The sequence below is a fragment of the Vibrio sp. SCSIO 43140 genome, assembly GCF_023716585.1.
In the GTDB taxonomy this organism is placed as follows: Bacteria; Pseudomonadota; Gammaproteobacteria; order Enterobacterales; family Vibrionaceae; genus Vibrio; species Vibrio maritimus_B.
In genome coordinates, this window is record NZ_CP071850.1 from 3,734,195 (window position 1) to 3,754,965 (window position 20,771).

At 48.4% G+C, this 20,771-nt stretch carries 16 protein-coding genes; 9 read left to right on the forward strand and 7 right to left on the reverse strand.

Features of this window, described 5'->3' with window-relative positions; translation table 11 throughout:
* The first annotated feature begins 152 nt into the window (after nucleotides 1-152).
* The 5 genes from gmk (at nucleotide 153) to recG (ending at nucleotide 6,370) form a co-directional block, all read left to right on the forward strand.
* Nucleotides 153-776, forward strand: coding sequence for a guanylate kinase (gmk, locus tag J4N45_RS17760; RefSeq protein WP_042477262.1), 624 nt, complete (start codon nucleotides 153-155; stop codon nucleotides 774-776).
* Nucleotides 777-970: 194 nt separating this feature from the next.
* Nucleotides 971-1,243 (forward strand): DNA-directed RNA polymerase subunit omega, encoded by a 273-nt coding sequence (gene rpoZ / locus J4N45_RS17765; protein WP_006071268.1) that lies wholly within the window; start codon nucleotides 971-973, stop codon nucleotides 1,241-1,243.
* Between the two features lie 45 nt (nucleotides 1,244-1,288).
* The gene (gene spoT, locus J4N45_RS17770) at nucleotides 1,289-3,406 is read left to right on the forward strand and encodes a bifunctional GTP diphosphokinase/guanosine-3',5'-bis pyrophosphate 3'-pyrophosphohydrolase (RefSeq protein ID WP_042476939.1); all 2,118 of its coding nucleotides are present in this window, start codon (nucleotides 1,289-1,291) and stop codon (nucleotides 3,404-3,406) included.
* Nucleotides 3,407-3,469: 63 nt separating this feature from the next.
* A complete protein-coding gene (gene trmH / locus J4N45_RS17775) occupies nucleotides 3,470-4,156 on the forward strand; it encodes a tRNA (guanosine(18)-2'-O)-methyltransferase TrmH (protein WP_252012871.1) in 687 nt (228 codons plus the stop codon).
* A 135-nt stretch (nucleotides 4,157-4,291) separates the two neighbouring features.
* On the forward strand, nucleotides 4,292-6,370 hold the full coding sequence (recG, locus tag J4N45_RS17780; RefSeq protein ID WP_252012873.1) for an ATP-dependent DNA helicase RecG: 2,079 nt from the start codon (nucleotides 4,292-4,294) through the stop codon (nucleotides 6,368-6,370).
* A gap of 180 nt (nucleotides 6,371-6,550) precedes the next feature.
* On the opposite strand, the gene envZ is transcribed toward recG, so the two are convergent.
* Together envZ and ompR are read right to left on the reverse strand one after the other, a co-directional pair.
* The gene (envZ, locus tag J4N45_RS17785) at nucleotides 6,551-7,870 is read right to left on the reverse strand and encodes a two-component system sensor histidine kinase EnvZ (protein ID WP_042478986.1); all 1,320 of its coding nucleotides are present in this window, start codon (nucleotides 7,868-7,870) and stop codon (nucleotides 6,551-6,553) included.
* Nucleotides 7,871-7,956: 86 nt separating this feature from the next.
* A complete protein-coding gene (gene ompR, locus J4N45_RS17790) occupies nucleotides 7,957-8,676 on the reverse strand; it encodes an osmolarity response regulator transcription factor OmpR (protein WP_006071277.1) in 720 nt (239 codons plus the stop codon).
* 354 nt (nucleotides 8,677-9,030) lie between these two features.
* Between ompR and J4N45_RS17795 the strand changes: the two genes are divergently transcribed.
* Both J4N45_RS17795 and greB read left to right on the forward strand, forming a co-directional pair.
* Nucleotides 9,031-9,900, forward strand: coding sequence for a helix-turn-helix domain-containing protein (locus J4N45_RS17795; RefSeq protein ID WP_252012875.1), 870 nt, complete (start codon nucleotides 9,031-9,033; stop codon nucleotides 9,898-9,900).
* Between the two features lie 105 nt (nucleotides 9,901-10,005).
* Complete coding sequence (gene greB / locus J4N45_RS17800) at nucleotides 10,006-10,485, forward strand: transcription elongation factor GreB (protein ID WP_234494973.1); 480 nt, start codon at nucleotides 10,006-10,008, stop codon at nucleotides 10,483-10,485.
* A 34-nt stretch (nucleotides 10,486-10,519) separates the two neighbouring features.
* On the opposite strand, the gene J4N45_RS17805 is transcribed toward greB, so the two are convergent.
* On the reverse strand, nucleotides 10,520-11,107 hold the full coding sequence (locus J4N45_RS17805; protein ID WP_042478981.1) for a YjaG family protein: 588 nt from the start codon (nucleotides 11,105-11,107) through the stop codon (nucleotides 10,520-10,522).
* A 65-nt stretch (nucleotides 11,108-11,172) separates the two neighbouring features.
* Here J4N45_RS17805 and J4N45_RS17810 point away from each other — a divergent pair, with 65 nt between their 5' ends.
* Nucleotides 11,173-12,099: a D-2-hydroxyacid dehydrogenase gene (locus J4N45_RS17810; protein WP_252012877.1), complete on the forward strand. Its 927-nt coding sequence runs from the start codon at nucleotides 11,173-11,175 to the stop codon at nucleotides 12,097-12,099.
* Nucleotides 12,100-12,160: 61 nt separating this feature from the next.
* Here J4N45_RS17810 and J4N45_RS17815 read toward each other — a convergent pair whose 3' ends face one another.
* From J4N45_RS17815 to nudC, 3 genes are all read right to left on the reverse strand, one after another.
* Nucleotides 12,161-12,691 carry a DUF4136 domain-containing protein gene (locus tag J4N45_RS17815; RefSeq protein ID WP_252012879.1) on the reverse strand — a complete coding sequence of 177 codons (531 nt, stop codon included), beginning with the start codon at nucleotides 12,689-12,691 and terminating at the stop codon, nucleotides 12,161-12,163.
* A 120-nt stretch (nucleotides 12,692-12,811) separates the two neighbouring features.
* Entirely contained in the window at nucleotides 12,812-13,879 is a 1,068-nt protein-coding gene (gene hemE, locus J4N45_RS17820; RefSeq protein ID WP_042478979.1) for a uroporphyrinogen decarboxylase, read from the reverse strand.
* Nucleotides 13,880-14,187: 308 nt separating this feature from the next.
* On the reverse strand, nucleotides 14,188-14,970 hold the full coding sequence (gene nudC / locus J4N45_RS17825; protein ID WP_252014716.1) for an NAD(+) diphosphatase: 783 nt from the start codon (nucleotides 14,968-14,970) through the stop codon (nucleotides 14,188-14,190).
* A 164-nt stretch (nucleotides 14,971-15,134) separates the two neighbouring features.
* Here nudC and J4N45_RS17830 point away from each other — a divergent pair, with 164 nt between their 5' ends.
* The gene (locus J4N45_RS17830; RefSeq protein WP_042478978.1) at nucleotides 15,135-15,629 is read left to right on the forward strand and encodes an Rsd/AlgQ family anti-sigma factor; all 495 of its coding nucleotides are present in this window, start codon (nucleotides 15,135-15,137) and stop codon (nucleotides 15,627-15,629) included.
* Nucleotides 15,630-16,553: 924 nt separating this feature from the next.
* On the opposite strand, the gene rpoC is transcribed toward J4N45_RS17830, so the two are convergent.
* On the reverse strand, nucleotides 16,554-20,756 hold the full coding sequence (gene rpoC / locus J4N45_RS17835) for a DNA-directed RNA polymerase subunit beta' (protein WP_112460209.1): 4,203 nt from the start codon (nucleotides 20,754-20,756) through the stop codon (nucleotides 16,554-16,556).
* Between the last annotated feature and the right edge of the window lie 15 nt (nucleotides 20,757-20,771).

Sequence of the window (20,771 nt, forward strand, 5' to 3'; positions counted from 1 at the left end):
ACAGCTTGTCGTGCTGCCCTCAATCGTGATACTCTTCGCCTCCATTTTTCTGGCCGAAATTTCAGCACTTCGGACAGTGTTTTATCTAAAATAGAAGAAGGTACTGACCGGCTTCTATTCCTTCAACCCAAGAATGCGGACACTGACAAATGATTGGTAAAGGCACCCTTTATATCGTATCGGCACCAAGCGGCGCTGGTAAATCGAGCTTAATTGCAGCTATGTTGGAAAAAAACCCAACCTACGCAATGAAGGTTTCTGTTTCTCACACCACTCGCGGCATGCGCCCTGGTGAAGAAGACGGCGTGCACTACCACTTTGTTGAAAAATCAGAGTTTGAATCACTGATTGAGCAAGGCGCGTTTCTTGAGTATGCCGAAGTGTTTGGTAACTACTACGGTACGTCTCGCTTGTGGATTGAAGAAACGCTAAATAAAGGCATCGATGTCTTCCTAGATATCGACTGGCAAGGCGCGCGCCAAATCCGCGAGCAGATGCCAGAAGCGAAAAGCGTCTTTATTCTGCCGCCGTCAAACAGTGAGCTTGAGCGTCGCCTAAACGTGCGCGGTCAAGACAGCGATGAAGTGATCGCAAAACGCATGAGCGAAGCAAAATCAGAAATGTCACATTACAACGAGTACGACTATGTTATCGTCAACGATGACTTTGATGGCGCACTTGTTGATTTTAAAGCGATTTTGCGCGCTGAGCGCTTGAAGCAAGACAAGCAAGCCGTGAAATACAAAGGCATGCTGGATGCCCTACTAGCAGAATAAATCGCTCGCTATCAGCCCCTATTCTGTTTTTCGCCTAGCGCGATGAAATGAAATAACAGGCGATCTCATTAGTGATATCGCCGATTAAACCCTAAGTAACAGTAGCTAAACGGATCATTTGTGATCTAGAATCTAAATGTAATAGCCTGTATACTTTCTCGTCATCAAAAATTTAGTTAACTATTGGAGTTCTTATGGCACGCGTAACTGTTCAAGACGCTGTTGAAAAAGTTGGCAACCGCTTCGACCTAGTTCTTATTTCGGCTCGCCGCGCACGTCAGATGCAAATCGGTGGTAAAGATGCACTAGTGCCAGAAGAAAATGATAAGCCAACGGTTATCGCTCTACGCGAAATCGAAGAAGGCTTGATCACGAAAGAAGTACTAGACGCACGCGAGCGTCAAGAGCAGCAAGAGCAAGAAGCTGCAGAACTAGCGGCAGTAAGCAGCATCGCTCACAACCGTTAATTCGACCTATCCAATCAGAGTTCCATCGACTTTCGGGCCTATAATTTGTACCTATTCGATAGCCTTAAAGACGTTGCCCAAGAATACCTAACAGAGCCTCAAATTGAGGCTCTGCGTCAATCTTATGTGGTAGCAAGAGATGCCCATGAAGGGCAGACCCGCTCTAGCGGTGAACCTTACATCATCCACCCGGTTGCGGTTGCTCGTATCCTCGCAGAAATGCGTCTGGATATTGAAACACTGCAAGCAGCACTGTTGCATGATGTCATTGAAGATACGGAAGTCACCAAAGAAGAGCTAGAAGAACAGTTTGGCAACACCGTCGCGGAACTCGTGGACGGCGTCTCTAAGCTCGACAAGCTAAAATTCCGAGATCGCAAAGAAGCTCAAGCGGAAAACTTCCGCAAGATGGTGCTTGCCATGGTGCAAGACATCCGCGTGATCTTGATTAAGCTCAGTGACCGTACTCATAACATGCGTACATTGGGCGCGCTTCGTCCGGACAAGAAACGCCGTATTGCTCGTGAAACCCTAGAGATCTATGCGCCGCTTGCGCATCGTCTAGGTATTCACAACATCAAGACCGAGCTTGAAGAGTTGGGTTTTGAAGCGCTTTATCCAAACCGTTATCGCGTTCTGAAAGAAGTAGTGAAAGCTGCTCGTGGTAACCGTAAGGAAATGATCCAACGTATCCATAGCGAGATCGAAGGCCGCCTCGGTGAGGTTGGTTTGAACTGTCGCGTGTTGGGTCGTGAGAAGAACCTGTTCTCCATCTATAACAAGATGAAAACCAAAGAGCAGCGCTTCCACACCATCATGGATATCTACGCCTTCCGCGTTATCGTGGACACGGCGGACACCTGCTATCGTGTACTTGGTCAAGTACACAGCCTATATAAGCCACGCCCAGGTCGCATGAAAGATTACATTGCGGTACCAAAGGCGAACGGCTATCAATCCCTTCACACCTCTATGGTTGGGCCTCACGGTGTTCCTGTTGAAGTACAGATTCGTACCGAAGACATGGACCAGATGGCGGACAAGGGTGTGGCAGCGCATTGGGCATACAAAGGCAATGGCGACCGCACTGGCACTACTGCGCAGATTAAGGCGCAGCGTTGGATGCAAAGCCTGCTTGAGCTACAGCAAAGCGCAGGTAACTCATTTGAATTTATTGAAAACGTAAAATCCGATCTGTTCCCAGATGAGATTTACGTGTTCACACCAAAAGGTCGTATTGTAGAGCTGCCACTTGGCGCGACAGCGGTCGACTTTGCTTATGCGGTGCATACCGATGTCGGTAACACCTGTGTGGGCGCTCGTGTTGATCGTAACCCATACCCACTAAGCAAGGCTCTGAAGAACGGTCAAACCGTTGAGATCATCAGTGCACCAGGCGCTCGTCCAAATGCGGCATGGCTAAACTATGTCGTGACGTCACGTGCTCGCACTAAGATCCGTCAGGTGCTGAAGACCATGCGTCGTGAAGAGTCTGTGGTTCTAGGTCGCCGCCTGCTTAACCATGCATTAGGTCGCCACTCTGTTGATACCATCTACCCAGAGAACATCAACGAAGTGCTCACCGATCTCAAGCTAGAGTCACTCGACGACTTGCTTGCTGCGATTGGTCTTGGTGAGCTGATGAGCATCGTGATTGCGAGACGCTTACTGGGTGATACGGACGAGCTAACACAAACAAGCTCTATTCCATCATCAGGTAAGAAGCTGCCAATCCGCGGCGCAGAAGGTATTCTTCTCACGTTCGCGAACTGCTGTCACCCAATTCCAGACGATCACATCATTGCCCATGTGTCACCGGGTCGTGGTCTTGTGGTTCACCGTGAAACGTGTCCAAACGTTCGTGGTCACCAGAAAGAGCCAGACAAGTACATGGCGGTAGAATGGAGTGACGACTACGAGCAAGAGTTCACTGCAGAACTTCAAGTCGATCTGCAAAACCACCAAGGTGCGCTTGCTGAGCTCACTAATGTGATTGCTAAGACTGGCTCGAACATTCACGGCATTTCGACGGAAGAGCGTGATGGTCGTTTGTATACTGTGACGGTATTGCTGACAACCAAAGACCGTGTGCACCTTGCTGGCATCATGAAGCGCATTCGCGTTATGCCACACGCACTGCGAGTCAGACGTCGTAAGAACTAAGGCTATTGCTTGATCTAACACGGGTTCGATGAATATCGAGCCCGTTTTATTTGGAACATCCTAATGAATTTAGAACGCTACAATCGTATTCAGGAAGTGCTAAAAGCACGCCAACCCGACCTGACTTTGCTGCTAGAGCAAGTTCACAAGCCGAACAATGTCTCTGCCGTCATTCGCACCGCCGATGCCGCAGGTGTACACAAGGTCCATGCCGTTTGGCCTGATGAGAAAATGCGTACCCTAAGCCACACCTCAGCTGGCGCGCGTAACTGGGTGGAAGTTGAAACCCACGACACGGTCGCAGATGCTGTGCGCGAGCTTAAAAGCCAAGGCATGCAGGTACTGGCTACCAACCTGTCTGACAACGCCGTCGACTTTCGTGAGATAGACTACACCAAACCAACAGCCATCATCCTTGGTGGTGAAAAGAACGGGATTACTCAAGATGCGCTCGGTGAAGCGGATCAAGACATCATTATTCCTATGGTTGGCATGGTGCAGTCTCTTAATGTCTCGGTCGCCAGTGCACTTATCTTGTTCGAAGCTCAACGTCAGCGTCAGCTAGCGGGCATGTACGATCGCGATGCAAGTGTGCTTCCAGAAGAAACCATCCACCGCATCCTCTTTGAGCGTGGTCACCCGGTTCTCGCCAAGGTCGCTAAGAAGAAAAATATGCCATATCCACCACTCGATGACGAAGGGCAGATTGTTGCTGATGAGTCGTGGTGGAAGGAGATGCAGAAGAAGTAGCCTTATCGGCTTCATACCATATAGAAAGCGCCGTGAGGGCAGAGCTCTGTAATATAGGTTGAAGCCATTAAAACTGTACAAAAAGACAGTAAAATGCTTGAATATTCTCATCTAACACTCTGATGGATGGTGAATATGGCTCAGTTACTGTCGGCAATTCCTTTAACTTCGCTTTCTGGCGTTGGGGCAAAAGTCGCAGAGAAACTTGAAAAGGTAGGATTGCACACAGTGCAAGACCTGCTGTTTCACCTACCTCATCGCTATGAAGACCGCACGCGTATTTACCCTATCGTCAAACTGCACCCCGGTCTTTGGGGTTCAGTGCAAGGTGAGGTGATGAGCAGCGATGTGGCCTTTGGTCGTCGCAAGATGCTGACGGTAAAAGTTAGTGATGGCAATGGCACCATTACCTTGCGCTTTTTCAACTTCACCGCGGCTATGAAGAACAACTTCTCTGAAGGGCGCATCATTGTCGCTTATGGTGAGGTAAAGCGCGGTAATCATGGTCTTGAAATCATCCATCCTGAATACAAGTTTCATACTGAAGGGAAAACGCCAAAGCTAGAGCAAACACTGACGCCCATCTACCCGACAACTGAGGGGTTGAGGCAGCTCACTCTAAAGAGCTTAACCGACCAAGCCCTTGAGCTAATGGACGGTGCAGCAGTAGATGAACTCCTCCCAAGCGGCTTGTACAACCAACAGATGACGCTTGCTGAGGCGCTGCACGTAATTCACCGCCCGCCACCGAATATTAACCTCGACGATTTTGATGAAGGCAAGCACCCTGCGCAGCAGCGTCTTATCATTGAAGAGTTGATGGCACAGAACCTATCGATGTTGGCCGTTCGCAGCAAAGGCCAGCAAGATGCTGCTATCGCGCTGCAGCCTGTCGAGACGCTCAAACAAAAGCTACTCGGACAACTGCCCTTCTCACCAACAGGTGCTCAGGCTCGCGTCGTTCAAGAGATAGAAGCCGATCTACAAAAGCCAATCCCTATGATGCGATTAGTTCAGGGCGATGTGGGCTCAGGTAAAACGCTGGTTGCCGCTTTGGCCGCCGTGCGCGCCATTGAACACGGCTATCAAGTCGCTATGATGGCGCCTACTGAACTGCTTGCAGAGCAGCATGCCATTAACTTTGCCGGCTGGTTTGAGTCTATGGGCATCCAAGTCGGTTGGCTGTCTGGTAAGCAGAAAGGTAAAGCGAAAGAAGCCGAGCTGGCGCGCATAGCCAGTGGTGAAGCACAGATGGTGGTGGGGACTCATGCGCTGTTTCAAGAGTCGGTTGAATTTAACAACCTCGCCCTTGTCATTATCGATGAGCAGCACCGTTTTGGTGTCCACCAGCGTCTAGAGCTACGTGCAAAAGGGGCGAAGCAAGGCTTCTACCCGCACCAATTAATCATGACGGCAACGCCAATTCCAAGAACGCTGGCGATGACTGCTTATGCTGACTTAGAAACTTCGGTTATCGATGAGCTTCCACCAGGTCGAACCCCGATTCAAACCGTCGCTATTCCCGATACTAAGCGCGATGATGTGATTGAAAGGGTGAAAAACGCCTGCCTACACGAAGGCAAGCAAGCCTATTGGGTGTGTACCCTTATTGATGAGTCCGAGGTACTTGAGGCTCAAGCGGCCGCCGACACTGCTGAAGACCTGCAGCGTAAACTACCCGACCTAAAAATAGGCCTAGTGCATGGCCGCATGAAGCCAGCTGAGAAACAAGACGTCATGCAGCGCTTTAAAAACAATGAACTGCATCTATTGGTGGCGACCACGGTGATTGAAGTGGGCGTGGATGTCCCTAACTCCAGCTTGATGATTATCGAGAACCCAGAGCGCCTTGGTCTGGCTCAGTTGCACCAGCTACGCGGCCGTGTGGGCCGTGGTAGCGTGGCGAGTCACTGTGTGCTGTTATATCACTCTCCACTCTCTAAAACCGCACAGAAGCGCTTAGGCGTGCTTCGTGAGAGTAATGATGGCTTTGTGATCGCGCAAAAAGACTTGGAGATCCGTGGACCGGGTGAACTACTGGGTACCAAGCAAACGGGATTGGCTGAGTTTAAGATAGCAGATTTGGTGCGCGACCAGCGGTTAGTGCCAGAGGTGCAACGCATTGCGCACCATGTTCATGAGCAATATCCAGACAACGCCAAGAAGATTATCGACCGCTGGCTAGGCGACCGAGAGTTTTACGCGAAAGCGTAAATGGTAGGTTGGACGTCACAACTAGGTTAGGCACTCGCGTCACGAGATCCTCACTTTCGTGAGGATGACGAAGTAATTTCTTCATTCAAAATCGAACTAAAAACTTGTCATCCTCCGCCACGCTGTCATCCCCTTGAAAAAGGGGATCTTCTACAGCCCACGAGCAAATCAAAGCATCCACTATCTCAACCCATTCTTGAGCGCAGGAAAACTCACTTGTGCCTTCAAGCCTCCACCACTGCGATTGGTAATGCTTACAGAGCCGTGATGCTGGCTGATAATTCGTTTCACGATCGCCAAGCCCAAACCGGTGCCCTCACTGCCGCGGGCAGTATCACCGCGAGTGAACGGTTCGAACAAACGACCTATCTGGCTCTCTTCGATGCCTGGACCATTATCCTCGATGGTGACCCAAGCCAGTTTATTGTCCACCGTCATCCCTGTCGTGACCTTCACCCAACCATTACCGTAACGAACCGCATTCACTACCAAATTGGTAATGGCCCGCTTGATGGCAATTGGGCTGCCTTCGATATCTTTGATGTTCTTCATTGGCGCGTACTCAATTTGCACCTCATAGCCCCCCTCTGAAGAGACAATATCGGATGAGATGTCATTGAGACTCATCGGCTCAAACGACTGAGTGTTGACCGGTTTAAGGTAATCCATGAACTGACCGATGATCTCATTACACTCTTCAGTATCACTAATGATGCCTTCCGCCAGATAGCTATCCTCTGGTGACATCATCTCTGTCGCGAGTCGAATACGAGTCAACGGTGTGCGGATATCATGGCTAATACCGGCCATGAGCAATGTGCGGTCTTGCTCAAGCTCTTGAATGCCCTTCGCCATTTGATTGAATGCACGCGTCACAGAGCGAATCTCTGACGCGCCTCGCTCTGGCAGTGGCGGCGGAATCTCCCCCTTACCCACCAGCTTCGCTGCATTCTCCAAGGCAGTTAATGGACGGTTTTGCAATCGAATAAACAACCAACCACCCACAATGACAAGCAATGCCATAATCAAGCTATTACGAAACAGCGGCGCGAAGTCTTCTTCTTGCAGCTCAGACAACGGAATACGGATCAATGAGTTCGGCAAGGCATCAATCTGCATCCAGAGAATATAACTCTCTTCGCCTAAGATAAGCCGCACCTCGGTATTGGACTGCAGCTCATCGGTCATCTCTTCACTCATCAAGTCGATAGGCAGTGCATGATTAAACTCATTCGCCATCGCACTGTCATCAGCATGAATGGTCACACCTAACTGAGCCAGCACCTGTCTGCGCAGCGGCGCATCCATCTCAATCTGACCATCGACATCTTCGGTATCTTCCAAGAAGAACACCAACTCATGCGCCAGTATCTTGTTGAACTGCTGCAAACTCGGTACCAGCGCGTAGTTATACACCGCGTAGTACGAGAAAACCTGACTGGCGATAAGCAGAGTAAAGAACAGAAGAATGGATTGGGTGAACGAGCTACGAAAGCGCATAACGTTTCCTTTGGAGCGAAGACGAGAGTTGATAATAAACAAAAAAGGCTCTGAATCCATCCAGAGCCTTCATAAAACCAGCGAGATTATGCTTCTTTGCCGTCTGGCACGAAGACGTAACCTAAACCCCATACCGTTTGAATGTAACGAGGTTTACTTGGGTCAATCTCGAGCATACGACGTAGGCGAGAGATTTGAACGTCGATTGAACGCTCCATTGCTGAGTATTCACGACCACGAGCCATGTTCATCAGTTTATCGCGAGACATTGGCTCACGCGCGTTAGTCACTAACGCTTTCAGTACTGCAAACTCACCAGAGGTTAGAGGCATCGCTTCTTCGCCGCGGAACATCTCACGAGTACCTAGGTTTAGTCGGAAGTCACCGAACTCAACCACAGACTCTTCTTGGCTAGGTGCGCCTGGCGCTTCAATAGTCTGACGACGCAACACCGCTTTAATACGAGCCAGTAGCTCGCGCGGGTTGAATGGCTTAGGAAGGTAGTCATCCGCGCCAACCTCAAGGCCAACGATACGGTCTACCTCATCGCCCTTCGCTGTCAGCATTAGAATCGGCAACATGTTGTTGGCGTTACGTAAACGACGACAGATCGACAGGCCATCTTCACCAGGTAGCATTAAGTCCAATACCATAAGGTGAAAATTTTCACGGGTTAACAGGCGGTCCATCTGCTCACTGTTAGCAACACTGCGTACTTGGAATCCTTGCTCTGATAAGTAACGCTCTAGTAATGCACGCAGACGTGCATCATCATCAACAACTAAAATCTTGTGATTTTCTTGCATATTCGATTCCACCACTAAAAAGGCTATCCACACACTAAATTGTCTAACACTATGACAAATCAGCGTATCAGCGGTAAATGTAACATTCCTTGCGTAAGAATTGTGCACGGAATTGTTAGAGATTATTAATTATGGTCTATATTATTCATCTTCGTCACAGTTCTATGTGATATGAGCGATGTTTATCGCATGTTGAGGAAATTTACCCCCTGAAACCTATTTAACCCTGTAGCCATATTCCTTGCGCTCGCTAACGCTTTGTAACATTCTGAAACTTGGTTTTAGCGTACGAGGCGTCGTTCTGTCATATACCCTGTATACGGTATCTTGTTTTGAATTGTTCAAGGAAAGGTTATGACTCTAGCGCCCCAATGGGAACTTCATTTTTCGCGTGATAATTTTGCCCAAGCACTTAAGCACTGGCGAAGCTTCAATGGCATGTCTCAACTAGACCTCGTGGAAGCGCTGAGTTTGTCTCACCGGGCTTTTCAAGGCGTCAATCAGCCGATGCTGAGTAAATGGGAGCATGGCAATGGCCAACCCTCACTCATGCGACGCGTTGGCGTGGCAGCGTTTTTTCAGCAGCCTTATCAGTACTCAGAAGAAGAGCTGAGGCTCATTCAAAGCGTTGAGAAATACGATCAGTTCTTTGTCGGATTCGATACTTTATACCCATGCACTATCGATCGCTATGTCACCTACCCTTGGGAAAAACTGCCTGAGGTCTATCGCGAGCAGATCCTTTACGCGCAAGAGAACTATCGCAACATCGGCTTTGATGACCTGATCAGTGTGATGTCTGTCAGTGAAATACATGTAGTGGTCGCCCTTCACAATAACGCGATGGTCGGTCATATCGTTTATGGTAAAGATGGCAGCGGCCAAGACTGCCTACTTAGCTATCTCGCCCTCGATAAAACGCTATATCGTCAGGTTCACCGCCATGCTTGCGAGATGTTTGAAGGCAAGAAAGTGCTCACCACAGCGATCAAACCGTACGCTAAGACGGTGATTTCCGACATTTATATCCCAGAAAAGTACAGCATTGGCGAACTCAGCGTATATGAGTGCAATATTAATGCGCTGACTGCCAACCCGTTCTTTGAACAGATTCATGATGAAGGTCGGATCTTGTCGCTGCTGAGTCACCACCAGAAAGTACAAAGAGATCGTCGACTCAACGCTGCCGAAGTTCACAGCGAGAAAAGCGCTACTCCAGCATAGATTGAGCTTTTCTGTTTTCATGGCAATATGTAGTCATGTGCGAATCAATCCACGACTCCGTGAGTGGACTCAGTTCGCAATGATGAATGGCGAAACGATTGAACAATGAAAACAAACCTAATTACCCGCGAAGGGTATGACAAACTTAAAAAAGAGCTCGATTTCTTGTGGCGTGAAGAGCGCCCTGAGGTGACGAAAAAAGTGACTTGGGCTGCGTCGCTTGGAGATCGCTCCGAGAACGCTGACTATCAGTACAACAAGAAGCGCCTACGCGAAATTGACCGCCGCGTCCGCTACCTTCGCAAGCGCCTAGAGCAAGTCACTGTGGTCGATTACTCCCCTCAGCAAGAAGGCAAAGTCTTCTTTGGCGCTTGGGTCGAGATTGAGAACGAAGATGGCGACACCATGAGCTTTCGTATTGTCGGCCCTGATGAAATCTACGGTGGCGCAAAAGGCTACATTTCCATTGATGCACCAATGGCAAGAGCGATTCTAAAGAAAGAAGTCGATGATGAATTCGTGGTAAAGACACCAGAAGGCATCAAAGAGTGGTTTGTTAATCGAATAAGCTACAACGGTTTATAACAAAATGGCCCAGAGAACTGGGCCATTTTTGTATTTAAATCTCAACACCAATATTACTGATGCCCTGCTCTTTCAATTCTAGGCGCAGGTCTTTAATCAACTCAATATCGCGCTCTTCGCTGTCACGTAGCGGACGGAAGATAGCCCATTGAACATCCCACTCTTCACACACAGCTTCGTTTTCTTTTTGATTGTCATTGGTGATCTCAACACCAGTTTCAGCCTGCTCTAGTTGAGCAACCGTCGCCACTGACTGCTGACTAATTTTAAGGCTCGATTCCAGTAGGTAATCACGGTCAAGCAAACCATGCAGAAGCGTCGACAGCGCAAAACATGCATCAATCGCCGGGTATACGCCATACATCTCGAAATCTTCTGAGTTCGGAATGACCTCTTCTAGCTTCTCAAGCTGCTTTTCGAAGTTGATTTTAGCGGTTTTCACCGTCAGCAGTTCCCATACCGCATCCAAAATATTGCGGTACACGCGCGCTTCCGCAAACTCGGTTTGCTCACAGAACATAGCGAAGTTGGGGTACATACGTTCGCACAAACAGGTCATAAAAGTGATATGCTGCCAAGGCTCAAATTTTTCGATACGTACCTGAATAGGGTTCTTTAACATGGTCGCTCTGCCGTAGTGAATGTAGACAGCGGAAGTGTAACCAAACGGATAGGGAATAGCCAGAAATGACGACGCAAAAGCATCGCCTAGCACTTGTGACGGACAACAATGACCACTACCGAAAGCTCCTTGAAACCAAACAGTTGCCAGATCTCGAGATCACCACTGACCTCAATGGCGCAACCATCTTGTTGGCCGCACCACCAAAACTGGCAAAGCAATTGGATGACGCACAGGATGTCGAGTGGGTTCAGTCAACGTACGCAGGTATCGATGCACTGCTTGGCGAGTCACTTCGCAAGGATTACAAACTGACTAATGTGAAAGGCATATTTGGTCAGCAGATCAGTGAATACGTTCTGGGTTACTCGATTGGCTATTTCCGACATTTCGACCTTTACAAGCAGCAGCAACAAAAACGTGATTGGCAGCCTCACACTTATCAATCCATGATCGGCAAACGCATGGTCATTTTTGGTACTGGCGCGATTGGTAGCCATCTTGCCAATACAGTCAAAGCCCTGGGGATAATCCCTGTAGGCATTAATCGCACCGGAATCCCACCAAGACAAAGTGCCTTTGCAGAGACCTACCATATCAATGAGGCGGGCAAAGCGCTTGAAAGTGCGAATATCATCGTCAACACGCTCCCTAATACGCCATCTACTGACGGTCTTTTCGATGAGCGCCTATTTGCGGCTTGTCGCCATGCGCTGTTTTTTAATGTTGGGCGCGGTCAAACGGTGGATGGCAATGCTCTGCTTAACGCCTTGGAGCGCGGCAATCTGGTGCATGCGTTTTTGGATGTGTTTATTGATGAGCCTATCTCGCAAGAGTGCCCCTACTGGAGTAATCCAAACGTAACGGTGACGCCTCATATAGCGGCAATCAGTTTTCCGGAGCAGGTGGTCGAGATATTTGCTGAGAATTATCTGCGTTGGCGTGATGGGTTTCAGCTGCAGAATTTGATTGATTTTGAGCGTGGGTATTAGGGCGGTATTTAAGCTTTTGGATCACCATGATCCAAAAGCTCTATGACCTAAACGGATACAGCTAGTTTGCAGGATACTCCTCAAACATCTTATGAACCTGCTCCTGTACAAACACATCTCTGTCGGCTGGCTCCATGGTCTCGGTTAGCTGGCGCTGCGAGACTGAGCGCCACACTACATCATTGGTTTTTGGGTCCACAAGCTCGACCACCAACTTACCAAATTTCTTCTCCTTCACTCGTGTTGGGGTGCGGACACCCACACCGTAGCCGCTGTTGTAACCACCCGTTCCGATACCAAATCCAAAACTAGGACCATCGGCTCTTAATTCTGTACCCTCAAGGATGTCATAACGAACAACCAGATCTGCACCCTGCTCCACCATGGAAAAACCTCGAACATTGAGCTCGTTATCAACGGCTTGTTTGATGCGCGCGCCGTCTAGGCTGACTGGTACTGACGCACTTTCTTGGTATTGATACGTGTTGAACGCAGCGAAGTTGACGCTAGAGTTATAGTCGGTTGCGACGTCAGAGGCACAACCGGTGAGAAGTAGCAGCGAAGCTAGAAAGGAAACAAGCACTTTGAACATAGGGTTGCCTCACAACACAAGACCTAGTTAAAGCGTAGTCAAAGTGAAACAAAAATGCCGTTACTCCCCTTTGGGAAATAACGGCATCTCATTATTTAGACGTAAGTAGCCAGCAGCTTATTACTTGTGGTATGGCTTAGATAACTCGTGAACTGCCTCTACAAACACGCCTGCATTCTCTGGTGGCACATCCAAGTGGATGCCGTGACCTAGGTTGAATACATGACCTGTACCACCGTCGCCAAAGCCTTCTAGGATGGTCGCCACTTCTTCACGAATACGCTCAGGTTGCGCGTAAAGCATGGATGGATCCATGTTACCTTGAAGCGCCACTTTATCGCCTACGCGAGCTTTCGCATCGGCAATGTTGATGGTCCAGTCTAGGCCAACCGCATCACAGCCCGTTGCAGCGATTTGCTCTAGCCACATGCCACCGTTCTTAGTGAACAAGGTCACTGGAACGCGGCGACCTTCATTTTCACGGATAAGGCCATCGACAATCTTATGCATGTACTGAAGTGAGAACAGGTTGTAATCGCGAGGTGTTAAGACGCCACCCCAAGTATCAAATACCATTACAGACTGAGCACCTGCTTTGATCTGAGCATTTAGGTATTCGATAACGCTGTCTGCTAGCTTATCAAGAAGTGCATGCAGGATTTGTGGCTCTGCGTACATCATCTTTTTGATTTTAGTGAAGGCTTTTGAGCTGCCACCTTCTACCATGTAAGTGGCCAAAGTCCACGGGCTGCCAGAAAAGCCAATCAGCGGAACATCACCATTCAGGTCTTTACGGATCTGACGGACGGCGTTCATTACGTACTTTAGCTCGCCTTCTGGATCTGGAATACCAATCTTGTCGACGTCAGCTTTGCAAGTGATAGGACGCTCAAACTTAGGACCTTCACCCGCTTCAAAGTACAAACCTAGGCCCATTGCATCAGGAATCGTCAAGATGTCAGAAAATAGAATGGCGGCATCCAGTGGGAAACGGCGTAGCGGCTGAAGAGTCACCTCAGACGCTAGCTCTGCATTCTTACACAGTGACATGAAATCACCCGCTACTGAGCGAGTCTCACGGTATTCTGGAAGGTAACGGCCCGCTTGGCGCATCATCCATACTGGTGTGTAGTCTACAGGTTGCTTTAACAACGCTCGAAGATAGCGATCGTTCTTTAATTCCGTCATTCTTTTTTCTCCAATTCGAAAGGCGTTAGTTTACCGCTATTCATTCATGGTTGGCAGCCTTAGATAACAATTCTTTTACCAAAATTTGAGGGTCATCGCCTGTGTTGCGCTACCGCTCAAAAAAGAGTCACTTTGCAAAGCAGATCATATTATCAATACGCAGTTTTGAAGTGAGTTTGCCAAGGACCAAAAGGAATGTTAAAAGTTTGTTTGCTAGCGAAAATTACAATAATACTACTGAGTCTCTAGACTCAGCATCTCATAACGACATCTTACTTACCCCCTCCGCACGCGGAGGGTTTTTTTTGTCATTTTTCTGCTGCAGCCACCTCGACGGTCGCATGAATGAGCGACCTGGCAATGGTCCCTTCAGGCGCGACTAAGGGGAGCTCATTGGTATTAAACCACTGTGCGTCTTTGAGTTCGCTGTAGTCTGGTTTGATATCCCCACTCTCATAGTCAGCTAGAAACGCCATCATCATGCTCGAAGGAAATGCCCATGGCTGACTGCCAAAATAACGAATATTGGCAACCTTGATGCCTGTCTCCTCTTCCACCTCACGGGCAACGCAAGTTTCTAGTGTCTCACCCACTTCTAGGAACCCGGCGATAACCGTGTACATGCCGCCTGCATGCCGATTATGCTGTGCCAGCAAGATATCTTGCCCTTTGCGCACGGCGACAATAATGCAGGGAAAGATACGTGGATAATGCAGCGTTCGGCAGTCTTGGCACTGCATAGCGAGTTGATTGTGGTTGAGGTGATTGCGACCTCCGCATTGAGGACAAAAACGCATAGACTGGCTCATGTAGCCGTATTGAATTGCTTTAGAAATTTGATAGAACAGCGCTTCTGGAATATGAAGCAACTCGCGCAGCGAGGTTAGCTCTCGCTCTCCTTCTAGGTCGGCATCGTTAAGCCACATCACGGGCTTACCGTCAAACTCCCCTACTTTTATTGCCTGCTGAGCAGGCAGTGAAAACTGCTCTGCCGAACCAAGCGGCACATCACCGTCTGCAAGCCAAAGTTCATTCCCTGACACCACACACCAATAAGCCTGGCGAATGACCTTTTCACTTTTTTTTAACATCATGAATCCTCTTCACTTGCAGTTCGTCCATTTTACTGGCAATCTAAATTCATACCAGCTAGAAAACTCGAAATTCTAATTCTGGTGAATGAGAAATGAATTCTCTTTTACTCTTTGTCGTTACAAAGCGTGCAGCTGCCAATTGCAGTGCCGATCATGAGGACATGGTCATGTTAAATAAATTCAAACAAGTACAAGAACAATGGGGTGGCTCTAGCGAAGTCATCGACCACTGGCTAGAAACAAGACAAGCGCTTATTGTTGAATACTGTAAGCTCGGTTCCCTTCAACCCGCTCAAGCCCAATCTAACGTGGTTGAGCTTCCCTCAGCGAAAGAAATCAGCTCCTTTTGTGATCATCTCGTCGACTACATCTCTGAAGGCCACTTTAAGATCTACGACATGGTGATGGATAAGTGGAAGGCGACTGGCTTTAAGACCAACGATGATATCGATGCGACCTACGCTAAGATCGTTCTCACCACAGACCCATTACTTGAGTTCAACGACAAGTATGTACAAGTATCATTTGAAGATGAGCTTCCGGGTTTCGAGGACGATATGTCTAAAGTTGGTGAGATACTTGAACTGCGATTTGAAGTGGAAGATAAGCTGATTCAGCTAATTGCGGATAGTTTGGCGATTCCGCCAGGTGCTTAGGTATATATAACGCACGAGCGATTTATTTGCCGTTCATTACTCGTCTGTTGTGTTCTCACCTCCGCAATAACGTCATCCTCACGAAAGTGAGGATCTTCGACAGCGAGTATTGTACTCGATTTGTGTGAGCCACTTGCCGCACGAGATCCCCTTTTTCAAGGGGATGACGGTTACACTGGTCACAGTTTTACTATCTCGAATCCAATTAATACCTAAGCCGAATTGAACCGCCATCCTCACGAAAGTGAGGACCTTCGCCAGAGAGTATTGTGCTCGATCTGTGTGAGCCACTTGCCGCACAAGATCCCCTTTTTCAAGGGGATGACAGCTACACTGGTCACGGCTTTACTGTCTCGAATCCAATGTATACCCTATCCGAATTAAACCGTCATCCTCACGAAAGTGAGGATCTTCGCCAGCGAGTAGTGTGCTAAATTTGTGTGATTCACTTGCCGCACGAGGTCCCCTTTTTCAAGGGGATGACAGCTACACTGGTCACGGCTTTACTGTCTCGAATCCAATGTATACCCTATCCGAATTAAACCGTCATCCTCACGAAAGTGAGGATCTTCACTAGCGAGTATTGTGCTCCATTTGCGTGAGTCACCAGCCGCACGAAGTCCTCTTTTTAAAGGGACGACGGCCACACAGGTCAAGTGTTTTACTGTCTCGAATCCAATGTATACCCAATCCAAATTAAACCGTCATCCTCACGAAAGTGAGGATCTTCACCAGCGAGTATTGTGTTCAATTTGTGTGAGTCACTTGCCGTACGAGATCCCCCTTTTTCAAGGGGATGGCACCATTGGGGTAACAGGTATTGCTGGGTCACCGATAACGCAGCAATAATGGCACTTCTTTCAAAAACAACAGACACAAAAAAGGCGCCTTTCGGCGCCTTTTTTTTATCATTTCGCTCTGCGATTACTCGTCAGAAGAGAAACCTGCGTTTAGTAGCGCAGCTAGGTTGTCCGTCGCTTGTTCAGCTGATGGACCTTCTTGAGCTTCGTCACGCTTAGCTTGACGGTCTTGGTGATACGCAAAACCAGTACCCGCTGGGATCAGACGACCCACGATAACGTTCTCTTTCAGACCACGTAGGTCATCACGCTTACCAGATACCGCTGCCTCTGTTAGTACGCGCGTCGTTTCTTGGAACGATGCTGCAGAGATGAACGATTCTGTTGCTAGCGATGCCTTAGTGATACCTAGTAGGTCACGCTCGAAACGTACAAGTTCTTTGCCTTCAGCTTCTAGCTGACGGTTTGCGATCTTAACGCTTGAGTATTCAACCTGCTCGCCTGGTAGGAACTCAGAGTCACCAGCATGAGTGATTGTACACTTACGTAGCATTTGACGAACGATAGTCTCGATGTGCTTATCGTTAATCTTTACACCCTGTAGACGGTATACTTCTTGAACTTCGTTCGCGATGTATTGAGTCACAGCGTGAATACCACGTAGACGTAGAATGTCATGTGGAGTTTCTGGACCATCAGCGATTACGTCACCACGCTCTACGCGCTCACCTTCGAACACGTTTAGCTGACGATGCTTAGGAATCATCTCTTCGTAGTTATCGCCACCATCACGAGTGATGATTAGACGACGCTTACCCTTCGTCTCTTTACCGAATGAAACGGTACCAGAGTGCTCAGCAAGGATTGCTGGCTCTTTTGGCTTACGAGCTTCGAATAGGTCCGCAACGCGAGGTAGACCACCGGTGATATCTTTGTTACCGCCAGATTTCTGTGGAATACGTGCTAGCGTATCACCCACACCTACTTCTGCGCCATCTTCGATGTTCACGATCGCTTTACCAGGTAGGAAGTAAAGTGCTGGCATTTCAGTGCCTGCGATCATTACGTCGTTACCTTGCTCATCAACAAGTTTGATAGCTGGACGCATATCTTTACCTGCTGCTGGGCGAGCTGCCGCTTCTGTTACTTCGCTTGAAGATAGACCTGTTAGGTCATCTGTTTGACGAGAAACAGTTACGCCGTCGATCATGTCTACAAACTGGATGCGACCTGCTACTTCAGTGATGATTGGAAGCGTGTGCGCTTCCCAGTTCGCTACTGTTTCACCAGCTTGAACTGCATCGCCGTCACCTTTAGTCAGTAGTGAACCGTAAGGAAGTTTGTGCTTCTCTTTGGTACGACCGAACTCATCGATGATCGTCATTTCTGACGCACGAGAGGTGATAACCAGTTTCTTATCTTTGTTGATAACAAACTTAGCGTTGTGAAGTTTTACAGAACCTGTGTTCTTAGCTTGGATGCTGTTCTCTGCTGCTGCAGTAGATGCCGCACCACCGATGTGGAACGTACGCATCGTAAGCTGTGTACCTGGCTCACCGATAGACTGAGCAGCGATAACGCCCACTGCTTCACCTTGGTTCACTAGGTGACCACGTGCTAGGTCACGACCGTAACACTGTGCACAACAACCGAAGTCTGCATCACAGGTAACTACTGAGCGCACTTTCATGCTGTCTACAGAGTTATCTTCCATGATCTGACACCACTTCTCATCAATCAGAGTATTACGTGGGATCAGAACTTCTTCAGTACCTGGCTTAAGAACGTCTTCAGCAACTACACGACCTAGCGCAAGCTCAGAAAGCGCAACTTTAACGTCACCACCTTCGATATGCGGCATCATGTCGATACCTTCGTGCGTACCACAGTCGTGCTCGTGAACAACTACGTCCTGAGCAACGTCTACTAGACGACGAGTTAGGTAACCCGAGTTCGCTGTTTTCAGTGCTGTATCCGCAAGACCCTTACGAGCACCGTGCGTTGAGATAAAGTACTGAAGTACGTTTAGACCTTCTTTAAAGTTCGCGGTGATTGGCGTCTCGATGATTGAACCATCTGGACGCGCCATCAGACCACGCATACCAGCAAGCTGACGAATCTGAGCTGCAGAACCACGAGCGCCCGAGTCAGCCATCATGTAGATGCTGTTGAACGACTCTTGTTGTTCTTCTTCACCGTCACGGTTGATAACCGTTTCAGATGATAGGTTGTCCATCATCGCTTTCGCTACGCGATCGTTGGTCGATGCCCAAATATCGATCACTTTGTTGTAGCGCTCACCCGCTGTTACAAGACCAGATTGGAACTGATCCTGGATTTCGCGAACTTCTTCTTCTGCTGATTCGATTTCGTCGTACTTCGCTTGAGGTACAACCATGTCATCGATACCAACAGATACACCTGAAAGTGCTGCGTAAGCAAAACCAGCGTACATAACTTGGTCAGCGAAGATTACAGTGTCTTTTAGACCCAGCTTACGGTAAGCCTCGTTCAGTAGGTTAGAGATTTGCTTCTTACCTAGCTTTTGGTTTACCAAGCTGTATGGAAGACCTGATGGCACGATTTGCCATAGCATTGCACGACCGATAGTGGTATCCACCATCTTAGTCTCAGTTGTGCTGTTGCCGTCTTCGTCAACTACCGTTTCAGTGATACGTACTTTTACGCGAGCGTGTAGCTCTGCGCTCTTAGTACGGTATGCCTTCTCAGCCTCTTCAGGGCCAGCAAGGTACATACCTTCACCTTTCACGTTGATCTTGTCACGTGTCATGTAGTACAGACCCAATACAACGTCCTGAGAAGGTACGATGATCGGATCACCTGATGCTGGCGACAGAATGTTGTTTGTCGACATCATCAGAGTACGAGCTTCAAGCTGTGCTTCTAGAGTTAGAGGCACGTGAACCGCCATTTGGTCACCATCGAAGTCCGCGTTGTACGCCGCACACACTAGTGGGTGTAGCTGGATCGCTTTACCTTCGATTAGTACTGGTTCGAACGCCTGGATACCAAGACGGTGAAGTGTTGGTGCACGGTTCAATAGTACTGGGTGTTCGCGGATTACTTCGTCTAGGATATCCCAAACGATCGCTTCTTCGCGCTCTACCATCTTTTTAGCTGCTTTGATTGTCGTCGCCATGCCACGAGTTTCTAGCTTGCTGTAGATAAATGGTTTGAATAGCTCTAGTGCCATCTTCTTAGGAAGACCACACTGGTGCAGACGAAGGTATGGACCTACTGTGATTACAGAACGGCCAGAGTAGTCTACACGCTTACCCAGTAGGTTCTGACGGAAACGACCTTGTTTACCCTTGATCATATCAGCAAGAGATTTCAGAGGACGCTTGTTCGAACCTGTGATCGCACGACCGCGACGACCGTTATCTAGAAGGGCATCAACAGACTCTTGCAGCATACGCTTTTCGTTACGTACGATGATGTCCGGAGCCGCTAGCTCTAGAAGACGCTTCAAACGGTTGTTACGGTTGATTACGCGACGGTATAGGTCGTTCAGATCAGACGTTGCGAAACGGCCGCCATCTAGTGGTACTAGAGGACGTAGATCTGGCGGAAGTACCGGAAGCACAGTTAGGATCATCCACTCAGGGTTGTTACCTGATTGAATAAACGCTTCAACTAGCTTCAGACGCTTAGTGATTTTCTTACGCTTAGTTTCTGAGTTTGTAGACTCAAGCTCTTCGCGCATCATCTCTGCTTCAGCGTGCATGTCCATAGTAGACAGCAGATCTTTGATCGCTTCTGCACCCATCTTAGCAGTGAACTCATCACCCCATTCTTCTAGACGATCAAGATACTCTTCTTCAGTAAGCATCTGTGATTTTTCTAGATCCGTCATACCCGGCTCTGTTACTACGTACATTTCGAAGTAAAGAACGCGCTCGATATCACGTAGCGGGATGTCCATTAGCAAACCGATACGAGATGGTAGCGATTTTAGGAACCAGATGTGAGCTACTGGAGACGCAAGCTCGATGTGGCCCATACGGTCACGACGAACTTTAGTTTGTGTAACTTCTACACCACACTTCTCACAGATAACACCACGGTGCTTCAGACGCTTATATTTGCCACAAAGACATTCGTAGTCTTTAACTGGACCAAAGATACGCGCACAGAACAGACCATCGCGCTCAGGCTTGAACGTACGATAGTTGATAGTTTCTGGTTTTTTAACTTCACCAAAAGACCATGAACGAATCATGTCAGGTGAAGATAGACCGATTTTGATTGCATCAAATTCTTCGGTCTTATGCTGTGCTTTTAGAAAGTTTAATAAGTCTTTCACAATCAGCTCCTGTAA

What these genes read in the sequence shown, in the direction of transcription:
- envZ (WP_042478986.1), bottom strand. Translation starts at nt 7,870, where the DNA reads ATGCGCTTTCGTAGCTCGTTCACCCAATCCATTCTTCTGTTCTTTACT.
- greB (WP_234494973.1), top strand. Translation starts at nt 10,006, where the DNA reads ATGAAAACAAACCTAATTACCCGCGAAGGGTATGACAAACTTAAAAAA.
- J4N45_RS17830 (WP_042478978.1), top strand. Translation starts at nt 15,135, where the DNA reads ATGGTCATGTTAAATAAATTCAAACAAGTACAAGAACAATGGGGTGGC.
- ompR (WP_006071277.1), bottom strand. Translation starts at nt 8,676, where the DNA reads ATGCAAGAAAATCACAAGATTTTAGTTGTTGATGATGATGCACGTCTG.
- hemE (WP_042478979.1), bottom strand. Translation starts at nt 13,879, where the DNA reads ATGACGGAATTAAAGAACGATCGCTATCTTCGAGCGTTGTTAAAGCAA.
- recG (WP_252012873.1), top strand. Translation starts at nt 4,292, where the DNA reads ATGGCTCAGTTACTGTCGGCAATTCCTTTAACTTCGCTTTCTGGCGTT.
- J4N45_RS17805 (WP_042478981.1), bottom strand. Translation starts at nt 11,107, where the DNA reads ATGTTAAAGAACCCTATTCAGGTACGTATCGAAAAATTTGAGCCTTGG.
- nudC (WP_252014716.1), bottom strand. Translation starts at nt 14,970, where the DNA reads ATGTTAAAAAAAAGTGAAAAGGTCATTCGCCAGGCTTATTGGTGTGTG.
- J4N45_RS17810 (WP_252012877.1), top strand. Translation starts at nt 11,173, where the DNA reads ATGACGACGCAAAAGCATCGCCTAGCACTTGTGACGGACAACAATGAC.
- J4N45_RS17815 (WP_252012879.1), bottom strand. Translation starts at nt 12,691, where the DNA reads ATGTTCAAAGTGCTTGTTTCCTTTCTAGCTTCGCTGCTACTTCTCACC.
- rpoZ (WP_006071268.1), top strand. Translation starts at nt 971, where the DNA reads ATGGCACGCGTAACTGTTCAAGACGCTGTTGAAAAAGTTGGCAACCGC.
- J4N45_RS17795 (WP_252012875.1), top strand. Translation starts at nt 9,031, where the DNA reads ATGACTCTAGCGCCCCAATGGGAACTTCATTTTTCGCGTGATAATTTT.
- trmH (WP_252012871.1), top strand. Translation starts at nt 3,470, where the DNA reads ATGAATTTAGAACGCTACAATCGTATTCAGGAAGTGCTAAAAGCACGC.